Source organism: Devosia sp. LC5, assembly GCF_000735585.1.
Taxonomy (GTDB): Bacteria; Pseudomonadota; Alphaproteobacteria; order Rhizobiales; family Devosiaceae; genus Devosia.
This window is the reverse complement of record NZ_JNNO01000009.1, coordinates 68,518-86,378: the sequence shown is the minus strand read 5'-3', so window position 1 is coordinate 86,378 and position 17,861 is coordinate 68,518. Positions and strand designations below refer to the sequence as shown.

Annotated in this window: 21 protein-coding genes; 16 read left to right on the top strand and 5 right to left on the bottom strand. The window is 61.8% G+C overall.

Annotation, left to right across the window (positions count from 1 at the left end):
* The first annotated feature begins 42 nt into the window (after positions 1 to 42).
* The 10 genes from FF80_RS06330 to FF80_RS06290 all read left to right on the top strand — a co-directional run bounded on the left by FF80_RS06330 (position 43) and on the right by FF80_RS06290 (position 10,162).
* On the top strand, positions 43 to 2,004 hold the full coding sequence (locus tag FF80_RS06330; protein WP_035098684.1) for a 3-hydroxyacyl-CoA dehydrogenase NAD-binding domain-containing protein: 1,962 nt from the start codon (positions 43 to 45) through the stop codon (positions 2,002 to 2,004).
* A 3-nt stretch (positions 2,005 to 2,007) separates the two neighbouring features.
* Positions 2,008 to 3,291, top strand: a complete 1,284-nt coding sequence (locus FF80_RS06325; RefSeq protein ID WP_035098681.1) for an acetyl-CoA C-acetyltransferase — start codon at positions 2,008 to 2,010, stop codon at positions 3,289 to 3,291.
* Positions 3,288 to 3,452, top strand: a complete 165-nt coding sequence (locus FF80_RS21845) for a hypothetical protein (RefSeq protein ID WP_160172805.1) — start codon at positions 3,288 to 3,290, stop codon at positions 3,450 to 3,452. The genes FF80_RS06325 and FF80_RS21845 overlap by 4 nt, the downstream gene beginning before the upstream one ends.
* Before the next feature lie 219 nt (positions 3,453 to 3,671).
* Positions 3,672 to 5,285, top strand: a complete 1,614-nt coding sequence (locus FF80_RS06320) for a peptide ABC transporter substrate-binding protein (protein WP_035098678.1) — start codon at positions 3,672 to 3,674, stop codon at positions 5,283 to 5,285.
* Between the two features lie 105 nt (positions 5,286 to 5,390).
* Positions 5,391 to 6,314, top strand: coding sequence for an ABC transporter permease subunit (locus tag FF80_RS06315; protein WP_035098676.1), 924 nt, complete (start codon positions 5,391 to 5,393; stop codon positions 6,312 to 6,314).
* Positions 6,314 to 7,234, top strand: a complete 921-nt coding sequence (locus tag FF80_RS06310) for an ABC transporter permease subunit (protein WP_035098673.1) — start codon at positions 6,314 to 6,316, stop codon at positions 7,232 to 7,234. The genes FF80_RS06315 and FF80_RS06310 overlap by 1 nt, the downstream gene beginning before the upstream one ends.
* Position 7,235: 1 nt before the next feature.
* Positions 7,236 to 8,219, top strand: coding sequence for an ABC transporter ATP-binding protein (locus FF80_RS06305; RefSeq protein WP_035098670.1), 984 nt, complete (start codon positions 7,236 to 7,238; stop codon positions 8,217 to 8,219).
* A complete protein-coding gene (locus tag FF80_RS06300; protein WP_081917292.1) occupies positions 8,216 to 9,238 on the top strand; it encodes a dipeptide ABC transporter ATP-binding protein in 1,023 nt (340 codons plus the stop codon). The genes FF80_RS06305 and FF80_RS06300 overlap by 4 nt, the downstream gene beginning before the upstream one ends.
* Before the next feature lie 309 nt (positions 9,239 to 9,547).
* The gene (gene ykgO, locus FF80_RS06295) at positions 9,548 to 9,673 is read left to right on the top strand and encodes a type B 50S ribosomal protein L36 (protein ID WP_035098668.1); all 126 of its coding nucleotides are present in this window, start codon (positions 9,548 to 9,550) and stop codon (positions 9,671 to 9,673) included.
* An 84-nt stretch (positions 9,674 to 9,757) separates the two neighbouring features.
* On the top strand, positions 9,758 to 10,162 hold the full coding sequence (locus tag FF80_RS06290) for a hypothetical protein (RefSeq protein WP_035098664.1): 405 nt from the start codon (positions 9,758 to 9,760) through the stop codon (positions 10,160 to 10,162).
* A 20-nt stretch (positions 10,163 to 10,182) separates the two neighbouring features.
* On the opposite strand, the gene FF80_RS06285 is transcribed toward FF80_RS06290, so the two are convergent.
* Complete coding sequence (locus tag FF80_RS06285; RefSeq protein WP_035098663.1) at positions 10,183 to 10,779, bottom strand: TetR family transcriptional regulator; 597 nt, start codon at positions 10,777 to 10,779, stop codon at positions 10,183 to 10,185.
* A gap of 73 nt (positions 10,780 to 10,852) precedes the next feature.
* On the opposite strand from FF80_RS06285, the gene FF80_RS06280 reads away from it, so the two are divergent.
* Entirely contained in the window at positions 10,853 to 11,776 is a 924-nt protein-coding gene (locus FF80_RS06280) for an SDR family oxidoreductase (protein WP_035098662.1), read from the top strand.
* A 53-nt stretch (positions 11,777 to 11,829) separates the two neighbouring features.
* Here the strand turns inward: FF80_RS06280 and pyk are convergent, their stop codons facing one another.
* Positions 11,830 to 13,269, bottom strand: coding sequence for a pyruvate kinase (gene pyk / locus FF80_RS06275; protein ID WP_035098658.1), 1,440 nt, complete (start codon positions 13,267 to 13,269; stop codon positions 11,830 to 11,832).
* Positions 13,266 to 13,850, bottom strand: a complete 585-nt coding sequence (locus FF80_RS06270; RefSeq protein WP_244445725.1) for a DUF1036 domain-containing protein — start codon at positions 13,848 to 13,850, stop codon at positions 13,266 to 13,268. Before FF80_RS06270 ends, pyk begins: the two co-directional genes overlap by 4 nt.
* A 324-nt stretch (positions 13,851 to 14,174) precedes the next feature.
* On the opposite strand from FF80_RS06270, the gene FF80_RS06265 reads away from it, so the two are divergent.
* Positions 14,175 to 14,435, top strand: coding sequence for a DUF2312 domain-containing protein (locus FF80_RS06265; RefSeq protein ID WP_035098656.1), 261 nt, complete (start codon positions 14,175 to 14,177; stop codon positions 14,433 to 14,435).
* A 48-nt stretch (positions 14,436 to 14,483) separates the two neighbouring features.
* On the opposite strand, the gene FF80_RS06260 is transcribed toward FF80_RS06265, so the two are convergent.
* Positions 14,484 to 15,179, bottom strand: coding sequence for a UdgX family uracil-DNA binding protein (locus tag FF80_RS06260; RefSeq protein WP_280113892.1), 696 nt, complete (start codon positions 15,177 to 15,179; stop codon positions 14,484 to 14,486).
* 46 nt (positions 15,180 to 15,225) lie between these two features.
* Between FF80_RS06260 and FF80_RS06255 the strand changes: the two genes are divergently transcribed.
* The gene (locus FF80_RS06255; RefSeq protein ID WP_035098654.1) at positions 15,226 to 15,513 is read left to right on the top strand and encodes a DUF3175 domain-containing protein; all 288 of its coding nucleotides are present in this window, start codon (positions 15,226 to 15,228) and stop codon (positions 15,511 to 15,513) included.
* A gap of 24 nt (positions 15,514 to 15,537) precedes the next feature.
* On the top strand, positions 15,538 to 15,636 hold the full coding sequence (locus tag FF80_RS21625; protein WP_152558287.1) for a DUF305 domain-containing protein: 99 nt from the start codon (positions 15,538 to 15,540) through the stop codon (positions 15,634 to 15,636).
* Between the two features lie 5 nt (positions 15,637 to 15,641).
* On the opposite strand, the gene FF80_RS06250 is transcribed toward FF80_RS21625, so the two are convergent.
* A complete protein-coding gene (locus tag FF80_RS06250) occupies positions 15,642 to 16,394 on the bottom strand; it encodes a sulfite exporter TauE/SafE family protein (protein ID WP_244445724.1) in 753 nt (250 codons plus the stop codon).
* 116 nt (positions 16,395 to 16,510) lie between these two features.
* Between FF80_RS06250 and FF80_RS21840 the strand changes: the two genes are divergently transcribed.
* Both FF80_RS21840 and ligD read left to right on the top strand, forming a co-directional pair.
* Entirely contained in the window at positions 16,511 to 16,684 is a 174-nt protein-coding gene (locus FF80_RS21840) for a hypothetical protein (protein ID WP_160172804.1), read from the top strand.
* A gap of 62 nt (positions 16,685 to 16,746) precedes the next feature.
* Complete coding sequence (ligD, locus tag FF80_RS06245; protein WP_081917290.1) at positions 16,747 to 17,790, top strand: non-homologous end-joining DNA ligase; 1,044 nt, start codon at positions 16,747 to 16,749, stop codon at positions 17,788 to 17,790.
* The last annotated feature ends 71 nt before the right edge of the window (positions 17,791 to 17,861 follow it).

The window sequence follows — 17,861 nt, the reverse complement described above, 5'->3', positions numbered from 1 at the left end:
GGCGGAAATATGGCGACAAGCCAAACGATTTGAGGAGGCAAAATGATTGCGCTGCAGGAGACGGTGACCAAGCATTGGAGCTTTCACACCGATGTGGAAAAGCTCGGCTGGCTGACGATCAATAGCCAGGGGGCCGGGGTCAATACGCTCAGCCGCGAGGCGATCATGGAGCTGGAAACGCTGGTGGCGCGGATCGAAGACCTGGCGAGCTCGGGCGAGGTGATCGGGGTGATCCTGCTGAGCGGCAAGGATAGCGGGTTCATTGCCGGGGCCGATGTCAGCGAATTCGATGCGATGAGCGATTTTTCGGTGCTGCCGGAGGCGCTGAAGCGCACGCATGCGCTGTTTACGCGGATCGAAAAGCTCAAAGTGCCGGTGGTGGCGGGGATACACGGGTTCTGCCTGGGCGGCGGGCTGGAGCTGGCGCTGGCCTGCCACTACCGGATTGCGGTCAATGACGAGAAGACGCGGATCGGATTTCCGGAGGTCAATCTGGGGATCTTTCCCGGCTTTGGCGGTACGGGGCGCTCGATCCGGCAGGCGGGGCCGGTTGATGCCATGGGGATCATGCTGACGGGCAAGATGCTGAAGGCCGGTGCGGCGCGGGGGCTGAACCTGGTCGATAAGCTGGTGCGGCATCGCGACATGCTGGCCTGGGAGGCGCGCAAGGCGGTGTTGCAGAAGCGCAAGAGCAAATCCGCGCCGCCGGTCAAGCGAGTGATGGCGATGGGGCCGATCCGCGGCTATGTGGCGAGCAAGATGCGCGAAGAGGCGGGAAAGAAGGCGCGCAAGGAACACTATCCGGCCCCGTTCGCGCTGATCGATCTGTTCGAGGCGCATGGCAATGACTGGCAGGCGATGAGCCGGGGGGAGATCGACGCTTTCGTGCCGCTGATGGGGACAGAGACGGCGACCAATCTGCGGCGGGTGTTTTTTGCCTCCGAAGGTTTGAAGAAACAGGGTGCCAAGGGCACAAAGTTTGCGCGGGTGCATGTGATCGGGGCAGGGGTGATGGGCGGCGATATCGCAGCCTGGTGCGCTTTGCGCGGTATGGCGGTGACGCTGCAGGATATCGACATGGCGCGCATCAAACCGGCGCTGGAACGGGGCAAGGCGCTGTTCAAGAAGCGTCTCAAGAGCAAGCGCGAGGTGGACACGGCCATGCTGCGGCTTGAAGCGGACCCGACTGGCAAGGGCGTGGCGCGGGCCGATGTGATCATCGAGGCGGTGGTGGAAAAGCTCGAGGTCAAGCAGGCGATTTTCAGCGGGATCGAGGATCAGCTGAAACCCGGCGCGATCCTGGCTACCAATACATCCTCCATCGAACTGGAGCGGATTGCCGAGGGGCTCAAAGACCCGGCGCGGCTGATCGGGCTGCATTTCTTCAATCCGGTGGCGCAATTGCCGCTGGTGGAGGTGATCCGGTCCACGTTCAATTCCGATGCGGAGATTGGCAAGGGCGCGGCGTTTGCGCTGGCGATTGGCAAGTCACCGGTTGTGGTCAAGTCGGCACCGGGGTTCCTCGTCAACCGTGTGCTGATGCCCTACATGCTGGGTGCAGTGAAGCGGGTGGAAGCGGGCGAAAGCAAGGAATTGCTTGATGCTGCGGCCGTGGCTTTCGGCATGCCGATGGGGCCGATCGAGTTGATGGATACGGTTGGGCTCGATGTGGGCCAGTCGGTGGCGCGGGAATTGGGGCAGGCGGTGCCCGCGGAGTCCAAATTCGCGGGGCTGGTGAGTGCGGGCAAGCTGGGCCGCAAGAGTGGCGAAGGCTTTTACAAGTGGGTCGATGGCAAGGCGCAAAAGGGTGAGACGCCGGCCCATGCCGACCTGGCCGGACTGGGGCGTGAATTGGTGCAGCCCCTGGTCGATACAACCGAAGTGGTGGTGGCAGAGGGCGTGGTCGCCAATGCGGGGCTGGCCGATATCGGAGTGATCCTTGGGACGGGCTTTGCGCCATTCCTGGGTGGTCCTCTCAAAGCACGTGCAGATGGGAGGGCTTGAGACATGGCCGAATTGCGTAAAGTCGCCATTGTCGGCTCGGTCCGGACGCCGTTTGCGCGGGGGCACACGGCCTATGCCGACGAGACCAATCTGTCGCTGCTGGCGACGGCGCTTGGTGGGTTGGCCGACAAATTCGGGCTCAAGGGCGAGAAGATCGATGAGGTGATGGCGGGGGCCGTCATCGGGCATAGCCGGGATTTCAACCTGGCGCGGGAAGCCTCTCTCGATGCCGGGTTTTCGTCGCGTACGCCGGGGACGAATATACAGATCGCCTGCGGCACGAGCCTGCAGGCGGCGCTGGTGCTGGGGGCCAAGATAGCCACTGGCGAGATCGAGAGCGGGATTGCGGCGGGTTCGGATACGGTCAGCGATAGTCCGGTAGTGTTTGGCAATAAATTCCAGCACCGGATGATCGAATTGTCCAAGGCTCGTTCGACCGGGGAAAAGTTCGGTGCCTTCAAGGGATTTTCGTTTGGCGAATTGGCGCCGGTGGCGCCCTCGACGCAGGAGCCGCGGACGGGCCTGTCGATGGGTGAGCATTGTGAGCTGATGGCGCGCAATTGGGGGATTTCGCGCCAGGCGCAGGACGAGCTGGCAGTGGCCAGCCATCGCAATGCGGCCAAGGCCTATGACGAGGGGTTTCACGACGATCTGCTGGTGTCGTGTGCCGGATTGGTGCGCGACAATAATGTGCGGGCGGATGCCAATCTCGAGAAGATGGCCAGCCTCAAGCCGGCTTTCGACAAGAATTCGGGCCTCGGCACGCTGACGGCGGCCAATTCGACGCCGCTGACCGACGGGGCCAGTGCCGTGCTGCTGGCGAGCGAGGATTGGGCGCGGGCGCGGGGCCTGCCGGTGTTGGCCTATTTGACCATGGGCCGGGTAGCCGGCAATGACTTTGCCCATGGCGAAGGATTGCTGATGGCGCCCACCATTGCGGTGTCGGAACTGCTGGCGCGGGCCGGGATCGGGTTTGACGATATCGACTATTTCGAGCTGCATGAGGCGTTCGCCGCGCAAGTGCTATGCACGCTCAAGGCCTGGAACGACCCAGCCTATTGCAGGGACGTGTTGGGGCGCGATGCTGTGATGGGCGTGATCGACCCGGCCAAGATCAATGTCAAGGGATCGAGCCTGGCCTATGGGCATCCCTTTGCCGCGACCGGCGCGCGGATTTTGGGGCTTACGGCGAAAATGCTGTCGACGGCGCCGGGAAAACGGGCTTTGATTTCGGTGTGTACGGCCGGCGGCATGGGTGTCGCGGCCCTGGTAGAGAGTCCGTCATGAGCGACAATGTGGTCAAGTTCCGCCGCATCGAGAAACAGCCCGAGCCACCGGTAAAAAAGCCACGCGGCCCGCTGCCGGGCTGGGTGCCGTTTGTGGCGCTGGTGGCTCTGGCAGTTGCTGTCTATTTCGCGCGCCAGGCAGGGTTGTTGGGCGGCGCCTGAGGAGGCTGTGTCTCTCAGGCTTCACAGCATGTTAATAATTCCGGCGGCCTTGACGCTTAGGTCAATGTTTTACTTGTCAGTGGACGGAATTGCGTAATACCGTCCAGCAATCTTGACCGTCGGGTCAAAACTGACGGCCACAAGACTACCCCACCCGCTGCAACAAACGCGCGGGACAAGAAAAAACTCAGGAAACTCCAAAAGGAGATGGGAACGAGCATGAAACTTCACAAAACCCTGACGGCGGTAGCGGCCGCCGGCGCCGTGGCGCTGATGATGAGCACGGCCGCTTCGGCCGTCACGCTGCAGATGCATAATGGTGGCGATCCGGGCTCGCTTGATCCGCATAAGGTGTCGGGCGACTGGGAAAACCGCGTCGTCGGCGACTATATCGAGGGTCTGGTCACCGAAGACACCAAGGCGGACGCCATTCCGGGCCAGGCCGAGAGCTGGGACATTTCGGAAGATGGCACGGTCTATACCTTCCATCTGCGCGAAGGCATCAAGTGGACCGATGGCGAGCCTGTCACGGCCGAAGATTTCGTGTTCGCGTTCCAGCGCCTGATGAACCCGGCGACCGCTTCGGAATATGCCTATCTGCAATATCCGATCAAGAATGCCGAGGCCATCAATTCGGGCGAAATCACCGATTTCAGCCAGCTCGGCGTCAAGGCGCTCGATGACAAAACCGTCGAAATCACGCTTGAAGCGGCAACTCCATACTTCCTGCAGGCGCTGACCCATTACACCGCCTATCCGGTGCCAAAGCACTTGGTGGACGAGTTCGGCGACGCCTGGACCGATATCGAGCACATTGTCGCCAACGGCCCGTTCAAGATCACCGAATGGCTGCCGGGCTCCTATGTCCACTCGGTCAAGAACGAAGACTATTACGACGCAGCCAATGTGAAGATCGACGAGGTCTATTACCACGTCCTCGAAGATCAGGCGGCGGCGCTCAACCGCTACCGCGCCGGCGAATTCGACATCCTGACCGACCTGCCTTCGGACCAGTATCAGTGGATCCAGGACAACCTGCCCGGCCAGGCCCATGTCGAACCGTTCCTGGGCATCTATTACTATGTGCTGAACCAGGAAAAGCCGCCGCTGAACGATCCGTCCATCCGTGAGGCGTTGTCGATCTCGGTACTGCGCGACGTGATCGGCCCCGATATCCTGGGCACGGGCGAATTGCCGGCCTATGGCTGGGTTCCCGAAGGCACGGCCAATTACGAGGGCGACGTCTACATGCCCGAATGGGCAACCCAACCCTATGAAGAACGCGTGGCCAAGGCCAAGGAACTGCTGGCCGCTGCCGGCTATACGCCGGAAAACCCGCTGACCCTGCAACTGCGCTACAACACCAATGACAACCACCAGCGTATCGCCGTGGCGATCGCAGCCATGTGGGAGCCGATCGGTGTGAAGGTCGAGCTGTTCAATGCCGAAACTGCCGTGCATTACGATGCGCTGCGCGCCGGCGATTTCCAGGTCGGCCGCGCCGGCTGGCTGCTCGACTATTCGGATGCCGCCAATACGCTTGACCTGCTCAAGACCGGCACCCAGCAGGGTGACACGATGAACTGGGGCAATAATTACGGCCGCTATTCGAACCCTGATTTCGACAAGCTGATGACCGATGCGGCCGTGGAGCTGGATCTGGCCAAGCGCGCCGAATTGCTGCACCAGGCCGAGACGCTGGCCATGGACCAGTTCGCGGCGATCCCGATCTACTGGTATGTGTCCAAGAACGTGGTGTCGCCCAAGATCACCGGCTTTGAAGACAATGCCAAGGACATCCACCGTACGCGCTGGCTGACCAAGGCCGAGTAAGCCCAAGGGCTTGATGATCGTGGGGGCCCGACCGGCTCCCACGATCTCTTTTATTCCGGCGAGCGCGCGTGGACGCAGCGCCCTGGATAGCAAAGGTTTACAATCATGTTGGGTTATGCCCTGCGGCGCGTGCTATCGGCCATTCCGATCGCACTGATTGCCGTAACCGTCTGCTTTTTCATTCTGCGCCTGGCACCGGGCGGTCCGTTCGATGGTGAGCGCGCGCTGCCCCCGACGGTGCTGGCCAATTTGCGGGCGCACTACAATCTCGATCAGCCCCTGATCAACCAGTACTTCATCTATCTGTGGCGGCTGCTGCATGGGGATCTGGGTCCTTCCATGGTGATCGATGGCTTCAATGTGAGCCAGCTGATCCGCATCGGCTTTCCCTTTACCCTCACCGTGGCGCTGACCGCGTTCGTGATCGCCACTGCCATCGGCGTCGTCGCCGGCATGATCGCGGCGGTGAATCAGAACAAGTGGCCCGATTACGTGCTGGTGCTGGTGGTGATGCTGGGCGTGGTGGTGCCGAATTTCCTGATGGCGGCAATCTTGCAGCTGTGGTTCGGCGTCTATCTAGGCTGGCTGCCGGCGGGAGGCTGGGTCAATGGCTCGATCCTGCATCTGGTGCTGCCGGTGACCGTGTTGGCCTGGCCGCATGCGGCGCGCATTTCGCGGCTGATGCGCGGCTCGATGATCGAGGTGCTGGGCACCAATTACGTGCGTACCGCCAAATCCAAGGGCCTGGGGCAACGGCTGGTACTGGCGCGTCACGCCATCAAGCCCGCGCTGTTGCCGGTTGTGTCCTATCTGGGGCCCGGGCTGAGCTATCTGCTCACCGGCTCGCTGGCCGTCGAGCAAATTTTCGGCCTGCCGGGGATCGGCAAATATTTCGTCACCGCAGCGCTTAACCGCGACTACGGCATCGTTCTGGGAACGACTATCCTTTACATGTTCATTATCCTGGCGCTCAATCTTCTGGTCGATCTCCTCTATGCCTGGCTTGACCCCAAGGTGAGGTATCGCTGATGGCCGGGATCACTGGAAAAGACGAAGTCCTCACCGCCTATGCGCGCAAGCTCGAAACGCTGGACGCGCCCAAGGGCCGCTCGCTGACGCAGGACGCTATTCGGCGGCTGCGGCGCAACAAGGCGGCGGTGGTGGCGATCTTCCTCGTCGTCTTCATCGTGGCGGCGGCGTTTATCGGGCCGTACTTCCTGACCTGGGGCTATGCCGAGGTCGACTGGACCGCCATCCGCAAGCCACCCGATTTCGCCAAGGGCCATTATTTCGGCACCGACCAGAACGGCCGCGACATGCTGGCCCGCGTGCTGCAAGGTACGCAGATGAGCCTGATCGTGGCGGCGGTTGCCACCATCGTGTCGGTCTCGATCGGGGTGGTCTATGGCGCGGTGGCCGGCTATTTCGGCGGCCGGGTCGATGCGGTGATGATGCGCATTGTGGATATCATGTATGCGCTGCCCTATATCCTGTTCGTCATAATCCTCGTGGTGATGTTCGGGCGCAATCCGGTATTGCTGTTCGTGGGCATCGGGGCGATCGAATGGCTGACCATGGCGCGCATCGTGCGCGGCCAGACGCTATCGCTCAAGGAGAAGGAATTCGTCGAGGCAGCACGCGCCGGCGGGGCCAAGCCCTGGACCATCATCCTGCGCCATATCGTGCCGAACCTCACCGGCCCGGTGGTGATCTATGCCACGCTGACCATTCCCGAAGTCATCATCGCCGAGAGCTTCCTGTCCTATCTCGGCCTGGGTGTGCAGGAGCCGCAGACCTCGCTGGGCACGCTGATTTCGTTCGGCGCGCCGGTGGCGGAAGTGCTGCCCTGGATGCTGCTGGCCCCGGCCGGCGTGCTGGTGACGCTCCTGCTCTGCTTTACCTATATCGGGGACGGCCTGCGCGATGCGCTCGACCCCAAGGATCGCTAACATGAAACAAGTCCTTAAAGTGGAAGACATGTCGGTGACCTTCGCTCTGCACGAGAGCGAAGTGCATGCGGTGCGCGAGATGAATTTCGCGCTGTCGGAAGGGGAAACCCTGGCCGTGGTGGGCGAGAGCGGATCGGGCAAGAGCCAGGCCTTTCTCGCCATCATGGGCCTGTTGGCCAAGAACGGCCGCACCGGCGGGCGCGCCATGATGGGCGATGTCAACCTGATCGGGCTGGCGCCCAAGCAACTGGATGTCTATCGCGGCAAGGATATCGCGATGATCTTCCAGGACCCGATGACCTCGCTCAATCCCACGCTGCGCGTCAAGACGCAACTGGCCGAAGTGCTGGTCAAGCATCGCGGTTTCGACAAGGGCAAGGCGGTCAAATCGGCCGTGGAAATGCTCGAGCGGGTCGGCATTCCCGAGCCCGCCAAGCGCGCCAATGCCTATCCGCACGAACTGAGTGGCGGCATGCGGCAGCGGGTGATGATCGCCATGGCGCTGCTGTGCCAGCCCAAGATCCTGATTGCGGACGAGCCGACCACGGCGCTGGACGTGACGGTACAGGCGCAGATGCTGGACCTGTTCAAGACGCTGACCGATGATTTCGGCACTTCGCTGGTGCTGATCACGCATGATCTGGGCGTGGTGGCGGGCGTGGCCGACCGGATGATGGTGATGTATGGCGGGCGGGCCGTCGAAAAAGGCGTGACGGACGATCTGTTCTACGATCCGCGCCATCCCTATACGCTGGGCCTGCTGCATTCGACACCCCATATCGCCAAGCGCGCCGAGCGGCTCGACCCGATCCAGGGCCTGCCGCCCAGCCTTGAACATCTGCCCAAGGGCTGCTCGTTCAATCCGCGCTGCGCCTTTGCATTCGATCGGTGCCTCAATGAACGCCCGCCTTTGACCGAGACCGGCAATGGGCGGGAAAAGGCCTGTTTCTATGAAGGCCCGATGACTTACGGAAAGGTCGCATGATGGACCAGACCCCGATCAACCTGCTCGAAATCAAGAACCTCAAGAAGACTTTCGCGATTTCCTCGGGCCTGTTCGCGCGGCCGCTGACGCTGACGGCGCTGGAAAATATCAACTTCACCATCCGTCAGGGCGAAACGCTGGGCATCGTGGGCGAGAGCGGGTGTGGCAAATCCACGCTTGGCCGCTGCATCCTGCAATTGCTCAGCCCCGATGAGGGACAGGTGCTGTGGCTTGGGCAGGACTTGACCAAGCTGCCGGCCGAGGAGATGCGCAAGCGGCGGCAGGATCTGCAGATCATCTTCCAGGACCCGCTGGCTTCGCTCAATCCACGCATGACGGTGGGCGAGATCATCGCCGATCCGCTGCGCACGCTGCGGCCGGAGCTGAAAAAAGACGAGCGGCGCGCTCGCGTGCTCAAGACCATGGAGGCGGTAGGGCTCTTGCCCGAAATGATCAACCGCTATCCGCATGAGTTTTCGGGCGGGCAGGCGCAGCGCATCGGCATTGCGCGCGCGTTGATCACCGAGCCCAAGCTGATCGTGTGCGACGAGCCGGTTTCCGCGCTCGACGTGTCGATCCAGGCGCAGATTCTCAATCTGCTCAGCGAGCTCAAGGATGAGTTCGGGCTGACGCTGATTTTCATCTCGCACAACCTCTCGGTGGTGCGGCATGTGTCGGATCGTATTCTGGTGCTCTATCTCGGGCGCATTGTGGAACTGGCGACGGGCGACGAGATTTACGAGGACCCCAAGCACCCTTATACGCGAGCGCTGCTGACGGCGGTGCCGATTCCCGATCCCAAATTGGCGCGACAACGCAATATCGATGCGCTCAAGGGGGAAATCCCCTCCCCGATCAATCCGCCTTCAGGCTGCACGTTCCGCACCCGCTGCCGGTTCGCCAAGCCCTTCTGCGCCGAACAGCGTCCGCCGCTCGAAACGATCGAGGGCGGGCGGCTGGTGGCGTGCCATCGCTGGCGCGAGATCGAGGTGCCGGAAGAAGCGGTGCTGGGGGTTTAAGGGGATTTCCTTCCTCGCCCAGATTGGGGGAGGAAGGAAGCGGTATTCTCGGTGGTTGCTCCAAATGTCGTGAGTGGCGCGCCTGCCAGGCGGCCATTTTGATGAACGAGCACAATGGCTTAATTTCCCGCTGGCGGCGCTTATGTCAATTTCGTCACGTGGTGGGGGCGATGCGCCGATTTGCGGTGAAAACCATGGCTTTGGCGCGTTGACAGGGCGGGGCATTTTCCCTATGTATGCCCCCAAGTTTCCGGGCGGCGCTTAGAGAAAACTCTTGGGCGCCCTTTTTGTTTGACCGAGGATACCAAGATGAAGATCCGCAACTCGCTGAAGGCGCTGATGACTCGCCACCGCGCGAACAAGCTCGTCCGCCGTCGCGGCCGGGTTTACATTATCAACAAGGTGGACAAGCGCTATAAGGCTCGTCAGGGCTAAGCGTTTCTGCCAATGTTGAGTTGACTCAAGCCCGCGAAAGCGGGCTTTTGTTTTTCTACCCCATTTGTGTTGCACAGAAAGCCGATGCGCCGCTCGCATACGATCAGCATCCAGATCGAGTATCCTTACGAGGCGACCTACCGGTTTCTCTCGCAGCCGCGCAATTATGGCGAATGGGCCGCGGTGGACAAGGCGAGCTACAAGCCCGCCGGCAATGGCGATTGGCAGGCCGATACGCCCTTTGGCAAACGCCATTTCCGCTTCACGCCGCCCAATACATTCGGCGTGCTGGACCATGCCGTCTTCGTGCCGGGCGAGCCGCTGCTTTATACGCCGATGCGGGTCATGCCCAATCAGGACGGCACCGAGCTGACCTTCACCTTCTATCAGCGGCCGGGCATGAGCGAGGCGGAGTTCACCTCGGCGGTGGAGTGGATCACTACGGATTTTCTGACGCTGAAGAGCCTGCTGGAGGCACGGAGGCGTTGAGCGGCCCTGGCGTGGCCGGGCTAGATGCCGGCAAGCGCGTCGAAATAATCATCGACATATTGAGCCAGCGGACGCTGGCCGTCACCGCTGCGCCAGGCTTCCATCGAGACACGTGTTATGCCGATGCTCAGAATGGCGGCGAGCCGCAGGGCGGCGGGATTTTCTTCCGGCCAGTACGCGCAGAGAGCGGCGAAGACCAGCGCCTCGTCCTGCAGGTAGGTGGCCTGTTTCCGTGACTGCACAGCTTCGCTAGACAACATTAGCCGATCGAGCGCGAGAAGTTCATCCGGCGCATAGGCCGCCAGAAGCGCATGCATCGCTTGCCGCAAGGCGGCGATCGGGCGTTGCCCCGGCGCCCGTTCGGCCAGGGCGGCGGCCAGGCTTTCGCCGAGGCCGGTCTGCAAGGACAGGAGGATGTCGTCCTTGGACCTGAAATAGTGAAAGAACGTGCGCCGGGAAATGCCTGCTTCGGCCGCAATCGCGTCCAGCGTGGTCGCGTCAAAGCCCCGTGCGCTGAACAGCTTCAGCCCCGCCTCGGTTATGCGCCGATGCGTGTCCCTTCGCTTGCGCTCGCGCAGGCCGTCAGGTTCTCTTTCGCTATTTTTGCGATTGGTCAAATAAGCCCCCTTGAAAAAATTGCACCAAGTGCAATATTATTTTGCACTGAGTGCAAAATATGGAAAACTCCCGATGGTTAAATGGACAGCATCTGAAATCCCATCGCAAAAGGATCGCCTGGCGGTTGTTACCGGGACCGGCGGTCTCGGCTTCGAGGATGCCCTGGCGCTGGCCCGGGCGGGTGGAGAGGTTATCATTGCCGGCCGCAATCCTCAAAAGGGCGCCGAAGCGGTGGACCGCATTCGCAGCGATATACCATCGGCCAAGCTGCGCTTCGAGCGACTTGACCTGGCGAGCTTGAGATCGGTCGAGGATTTCGCCGGTAGGATGATGCAGCGGCACGAGCGTCTCGACATTCTCATCAACAATGCCGGCGTCATGGTGCCGCCCGCCCGGCAGGAAACCGAAGACGGTTTTGAGCTGCAGTTTGGTACGAACTATCTTGGGCACTTCGCATTGACGGCGCATTTGCTGCCGCTATTGCAGAAGGGCAGGGACGCGCGGGTGGTGACGCTATCTAGCGTGGCGGCACGCAATGGGCATATCGACTTCGCAGACCTGCAATCGGCCAAGACCTACAACCCCAACAAAGCCTATGCCCAGTCCAAGATTGCCTGCCTGATATTCGCTCGTGAATTGCAGCGACGCAGCGATCTGGGCAGGTGGGGCATTGCAAGCATTGGATCGCATCCTGGCGTGTCGCGGACCGATCTACTGCACAATGCTCCGGGGCGACTGAGCGCGGTGGGACTTGCCCGTTCCCTGCTCTGGTTCCTATTCCAACCCGCGGCGCAGGGAGCCCTGCCGACGCTCTATGCCGCTACGGCCCTACAGGCTCAGCCAGGCGGCTATTATGGGCCGGACAGGCTCAATGAAACTCGTGGATTTCCGGCGATGGCCAAAGTACCGCCGCAGGCCCTGGACCAAGCGGTGGCGGAAAGACTGTGGCAGCTTTCCGAACAACTTACCGGGGTGACCATGAGCCGCCCCGCCTAACCAAAAAAAGGCCCGCTTGCGCGGGCCTTGATCATTTAATCCGGCGCTGCGGATCAGCTTGAGCCGGCACCGTCCTGGCGGACGAAGGCGATGCGCAGCATATTGGTGGCGCCGGGTGTGCCCAGTGGAATGCCGGCAGTGATGGCGACGCGGTCGCCGGGGCGGGCAAAGCCCTCCTGATAGGCGATGACGCAGGCGCGATCGACCATGTCTTCAAGGCTCACCGCATCTTCGGTCTGCACGCAATGGACGCCCCAGACCACCGACATGCGGCGGATGGTGCGCATATTGGGCGAGAGCACGATGATGGGCTTGGCCGGCCGCTCGCGGGCGGCACGGATGCCGGTGGAGCCCGAGGCGGTATAGGTGACGATGGCGGCCAGATCGAGGGTTTCGGCAACCTGGCGGGTGGCGGCCGAGATAGCGTCGGCGGCGGTGGCCTCCGGCTCGGTCTGGGCCGCGCGGATGATGCCGCGATAATTGGCGTCGCTTTCAACAGCCACGGCCACCTTGTTCATGGTGGCGACGGCTTCCACCGGATATTGGCCCGAAGCAGACTCGGCCGAGAGCATGATGGCGTCGGCACCCTCGAACACGGCAATCGACACGTCCGAGACTTCGGCGCGGGTCGGAACGGGCGCCGTGATCATGGATTCGAGCATCTGGGTGGCCACGACCACCGGCTTGCCATAGCGGCGGGCCATGCGGATCATGCGCTTCTGCAGGCCCGGCACGGTTTCGAGCGGCAGCTCGACGCCCAGATCGCCACGGGCGACCATGATGGCGTCGGAGAGCTTGACGATTTCCTCGAGGCGATCGATGGCCTGGGGCTTTTCGATCTTGGCCATGACACCGGCGCGGCCCTGGACGATCTTGCGGACATCGATAATGTCCTCGGGACGCTGCACGAAGCTCAGCGCGATCCAATCGGCTTCGGCCTTGAGGCCTTCGAGCAGATCGGCATGGTCTTTTTCGGTCAAGGCGCCGGTGGGCAGGAGCGTATCGGGCAGGGAGACGCCCTTTTTGTCGGATAGCTTGCCGCCATAGATGACTTCGGTCTCGATGGCGCCATTGCCCACCTTGGTGGCCTTGAGCGCGATCTTGCCATCATCAAGCAGCAGGCGGTCACCGACCGAGACGCTTTCGATGATTTCGGGATGCGGCAGGTAAACACGCTCTGGGTCGCCCTGGTCGTTCTGGATGCTATCGAGGGTGAACTTCTGTCCCGCGACGAGCTGGATGGCGCCTTCGGAAAATTTCCACACCCGCAGCTTGGGACCCTGCAAATCGACCAGGATGCCCAAGGGGTGCTTGAGGCGCGCTTCGACGCTGCGGATGCGCGCAACGGTCTGGTGCAGCAGTTCGTGGCTGGCATGGCTCATATTGATGCGGAAGACGTCGGCACCGGCCTTGGCCAGTTCCTCGATCATCTTCTCGTCGTGGCTGGCGGGCCCGAGGGTGGCGAGGATCTTTGCCCGTCTCATGCGTCTCATTGCGTGTCCATGCCTTCGCTATTGGGTTCGTCCGGCGGGGGAGCGTCGTCCGGAGCTGGAATGTCGTCTTGCGGTGGAGCGGCGTTCACATCGTTCGGATCGACCAGAAATGAGGGATCTTCCAGATCTTGTCCGCCGGGAGCGGCAACCGAAGGCTCGACGCCGCTCTCGGTGAGCTGCAACGTCCAGTCCGAACGGTTCTGTGTATCGATTTCAAAGAACCCCGTGCGCTCATAGCCCCGCGCCAGGCAATCCTCAACCCCAAAGATGGTAAAGGTCTCGTCACGCGTGCACATGAATACCGAACCATCCCAAGCCCCACCGCCGATATCATCGACTGCGAACATGTAATAAAAGCGACGCTGCAGATCGCCTTGGTAAAGCACGCGGCAATCGCCGGGCGGGGCTTGCCACCAGCCTTCACTCATCCAGCCGCGATCGGCGCGATAGCCGATGGCCACCGAAACCAGGTTGGCGGTTTCGTTGCAGATGCGCAAATCGGCCTTTGCCGGAATGGCAAAGAAGGCGAGGCTTGAAAGCGTCGCGCCGACCAGGGTTAGACCGAGACGGAGAGTTCGCAAGAGCGTGCCGGAAATCATCGGGAAAAACGAGCCTGTTTGATAACAAGGTGGTGCCAAGGTCAATGGCTAAAGCCGCGATTTGACGGAATTGCGGGCGCAGATATGGCCAGACTCGCAAGGATGTGACCGCATTGCGTCCGCCGGCCGTTTTCAAGCCCGTTCCGGGTGTGGATTGACCCACAAAAGGCTTGAACCGGAGAGTGGTCTGGGTTTGAACCAAGCCCGACGCCGCGCGCGCAGCCGCGCGGATATTTTTTGCCCGTGCGGCATGCGCGGGCGGGGCAGGCGCGGAAGCTGCGCGCCCCCAATCAGAAGGATAAAAGAATGGCCGAAGACAGCGTTGCCCAGGACCAGCTCCGCGCGTTCATCGAACGCATCGAGCGCATGGAAGAAGAAAAGTCCGCCATCGCGGCCGATATCAAGGAAATCTATGCCGAAGCCAAGGGCAATGGTTTCGACACCAAGATCTTGCGCAAGATCGTGGCCATCCGCAAGCAGGACGCCAATGAGCGCATGGAGCAGGAAGCCCTGCTCGAGCTCTATATGAGCGCCTTGGGCATGGTGGCGGCGCCTTCGGACGATTGAGGCAAGGCGGGGAAATCCCCGCCTTTTCGCTCCGATCCATCCCCTCTTTCACGGAGCGGGGATAGCGCTCCGCACCATGCTCAAATCTTCTTCGAATCTGGCCCGTTCGCGCGCCTGGTCGGTCTTGTCGCGGATACGCAACAGGTAGGAAGGGTGATTGGCAACGAACAGTGTGGCGCCGTCGCCGCGCTTGATGGGCGCGCCGCGCAGCTTGCCGATGGTGACGGTTTTGCCGAGCAGGCTGCGAGCGGCAGTGGCGCCCAGCGCCACGATGATCTTTGGCTTGATGAAGGCGATTTCCAGCTCCAGCCAGAATTTGCAGGCCTGGATTTCCCCGCCATCGGGCCGCTGGTGCAGGCGCCGCTTGCCGCGCGGCACGAACTTGAAATGCTTGACCGCATTGGTGACATAGACGCGGTGGCGGTCGATCCCGGTCTTTTCCACCGCCTCATCCAGCACCTTGCCGGCCGGCCCGACAAAGGGCTTGCCCGCTAAATCCTCCTTGTCGCCCGGTTGCTCCCCGACAAACATCACGAGGGCATCGCGCGGACCTTCGCCGAACACCGTCTGGGTCGCATGCTCATAGAGCGGGCACCGCGTGCAGGAGCGCGCCGCTTCGCGGGCCTGGGAGAGCGAAGTGATCTCGGTTTCTGCTGGGGGAGGTTCGGCCATGATCTGCCTGGATGTCTTGCTTGTTCGTGAGCAACGCTGTGGACGCGGGCGGGTTGCCTGGCTGGGGCGCAACTGCAGGGCAGTTCAGGTGTTTTCCCTCGTGGAAAGGAGAGCCACGATGACCAAGGCCAAACAGAAATGGTCGGCCGATGTGACCGAACATAGCGACGCAATGGATCTGGAAGATCATATCTTCAAATCCGATGACCCGAGGGAGATCGCTGCCTCGCTCAAGCGCTCTGCAGAGCATTCGCACCGCCGCAAGGCCGAGCCGTACCAATCGGCAATGTCCATGCTGACATTCTACATCAACCGGGCCGGCGACAATCTGAGCCAGAAGGAACGGAAGGTGCTCGAACAGGCCAAGCAGGAGTTGCGCAAGGCATTTGGCCGCGACGAGGACTGAGGCACGGCATCAAGGAGATAATCGATGGACCATCCTGAACTACGAGCATTGTGTGATGACATCCAGGCCGCGCAACGCCGCGAGATCGAGCAAATGGAGGCCATCGCGGCGCGGCTGCCGTGACACGGTCAGGCGGGGCTCAGTAGGCCCATGAAATTATAGATGGCCAGCATGATGACAATGATGGCGACGATGCCGATCAACAGGCGCTGGGGCAGAATGCGGGCCAGAAAGCCGGCAAAGGGCGCCGCTATTCCGCCACCGATGATCAGGCCCAGCACGATCTCGCCATAGCGGCTGAAATCGAGCGTGGCGATGAAGGTGACGGAGATGGCCAGTGTGACGAAGAATTCCGAAGCGCTGACCGAGCCGATGGACTGGCGCGCTTCATCGCCGCGGGCGATCAGGGTGGAGGTCACCATTGGTCCCCAGCCGCCGCCACCCAGAGCATCGAGGAAGCCGCCACCCAGCCCGATCGGGATGACGCTGAAGCGCGCTCTGCGTGTGTTTGAGCCGCGAAACAGCCGGCGCAGGATCAGTATGGCCATGGCGCTGAGATAGAGGACGACGAAATATTTGACGGGTTGCTCGGGCAGGTTGGTCAGGAGATAAGCGCCGACCACGCCGCCGGCGATGCCAGCGGGCACCAGGCGCCGGAAGATGCGCCAATCGACATTCTTGTTCCAGACATGGGAGCCGGCGGCCAGCCCGGTGGTGACCATTTCGGCAGCGTGAATACTGGCGCTGGCGATGGCCGGAGAGGTGCCCGTCGCGAGCAAGACCGAGGTTGAAATCAGCCCATAAGCCATGCCCAGGGCGCCATCGATCAATTGGGCGAAGAAGCCCAGGGCGATGTAGATGGCAAGCGCGCTCAGATCCAATTTTTGTGTTCCATGCGGGTGGTGGTCTTGACCCGCTTGCCAAGCCCACGCGACCCGCCGTTACGGCACGGCAACCATGTCATCTCCAACTCGTTGCCCTCAAAAGGAGTTCCGACATGCAATCTGGACCAGCGTTCTGGCTCGTGCTGTTGACCCTGGGTGTTGTGCTGCTGGCCGTGGCGATCGGCTATGGCATGATGCGCAACCGGGGGCGGACGCGCCTTGAAAAAGCCCACACCGAAATTGAGACCCGGCGCGAATACCAGCGTGAAGACCAGGACCACAGCTAGCGGCGGAACAAAGTTTTTGGCTGGCCTTTGCACCTGTGCACGCAGTCAGCACCGAGCCCGCCATGCCCAAGGAAACGCTGGTCGATCGCTTCACCAATTCGGTCTCCACCGGCCGCGACCTTGCGGGCATCGCCAAGGGGCTCAAGCCCAGGAAGCGGAGCGCGGCGGCAGCACCGCAGAAGGACAAGCTCGATGCCCGGGCCGGGATCGCGGCCGCGGAAGCTGCGGGGGTCAAGCTCACCAGCCCCGATCGCGTGGTCTATCCGGGCCAGGGCGTCACCAAGGCGGATCTGGTGGCTTATTACGCCGCGGTGGCCGAGCGGATGCTGCCCTATATCGCCAAACGGCCGCTCAGCCTGCTGCGCTGCCCGCAAGGCCGGGCCAAATATTGCTTCTTCCAGAAGCACGATACGGGCGGTTTTCCCGATGCGATGAAATCGTTGCTCATCACCGAAAAGGACGGCAGCCGGGAGGACTATTTCTACATCGAGGACCTGCCCGGACTGATCGCCGGCACGCAGATGAATGTACTCGAATGGCATTTGTGGGGAGCCGGTATCGATCAGGTCGAAAAGCCCGAACGGATCATTTTCGATATCGATCCGGATGAAGGGCTGGGCTTTGCCGAGGTGCGCTCGGCGGCGCTGGATATCAGCAAGGCATTGGAAGCGCTCGATTTGCAAAGCTATCCATTGGTCACCGGCGGCAAGGGCGTGCATGTCATCGCCCCGCTCCGCCCGAATATGGAATGGGCTGAGGTCAAGGCGTTCTGCAAGGCCCTTGCGCAGCGCCTGGCCGATAATGAGCCCGATCGCTTCGTCGCCACGATGAGCAAGGCCCAGCGCAAGGGTAAGCTGTTCATCGATTATCTGCGTAACGAGCGCGGCTCCACTGCCATTGCCCCCTGGTCGAGTCGCTCCCGGCAGGGGGCACCGGCGGCGGTGCCGGTCAGTTGGGACAAGTTGGAGACCATCAAGGCCGCCAATCAGTTCACCCTGGCCGACGCCGCCGCACGGGCCGGCCTGCCCGACCCCTGGAAGGGCTATTTTTCGACGAAACAGTCGATCACCAAAGCCATGCTGAGCGCTATTGCGGACGAGAAATAACCGGGGCCTTAGGGCATCGGTCCGATAGCTGCGCCAGGCCGGCTTCGCCATCAGCCATGGTCAGGCGATCC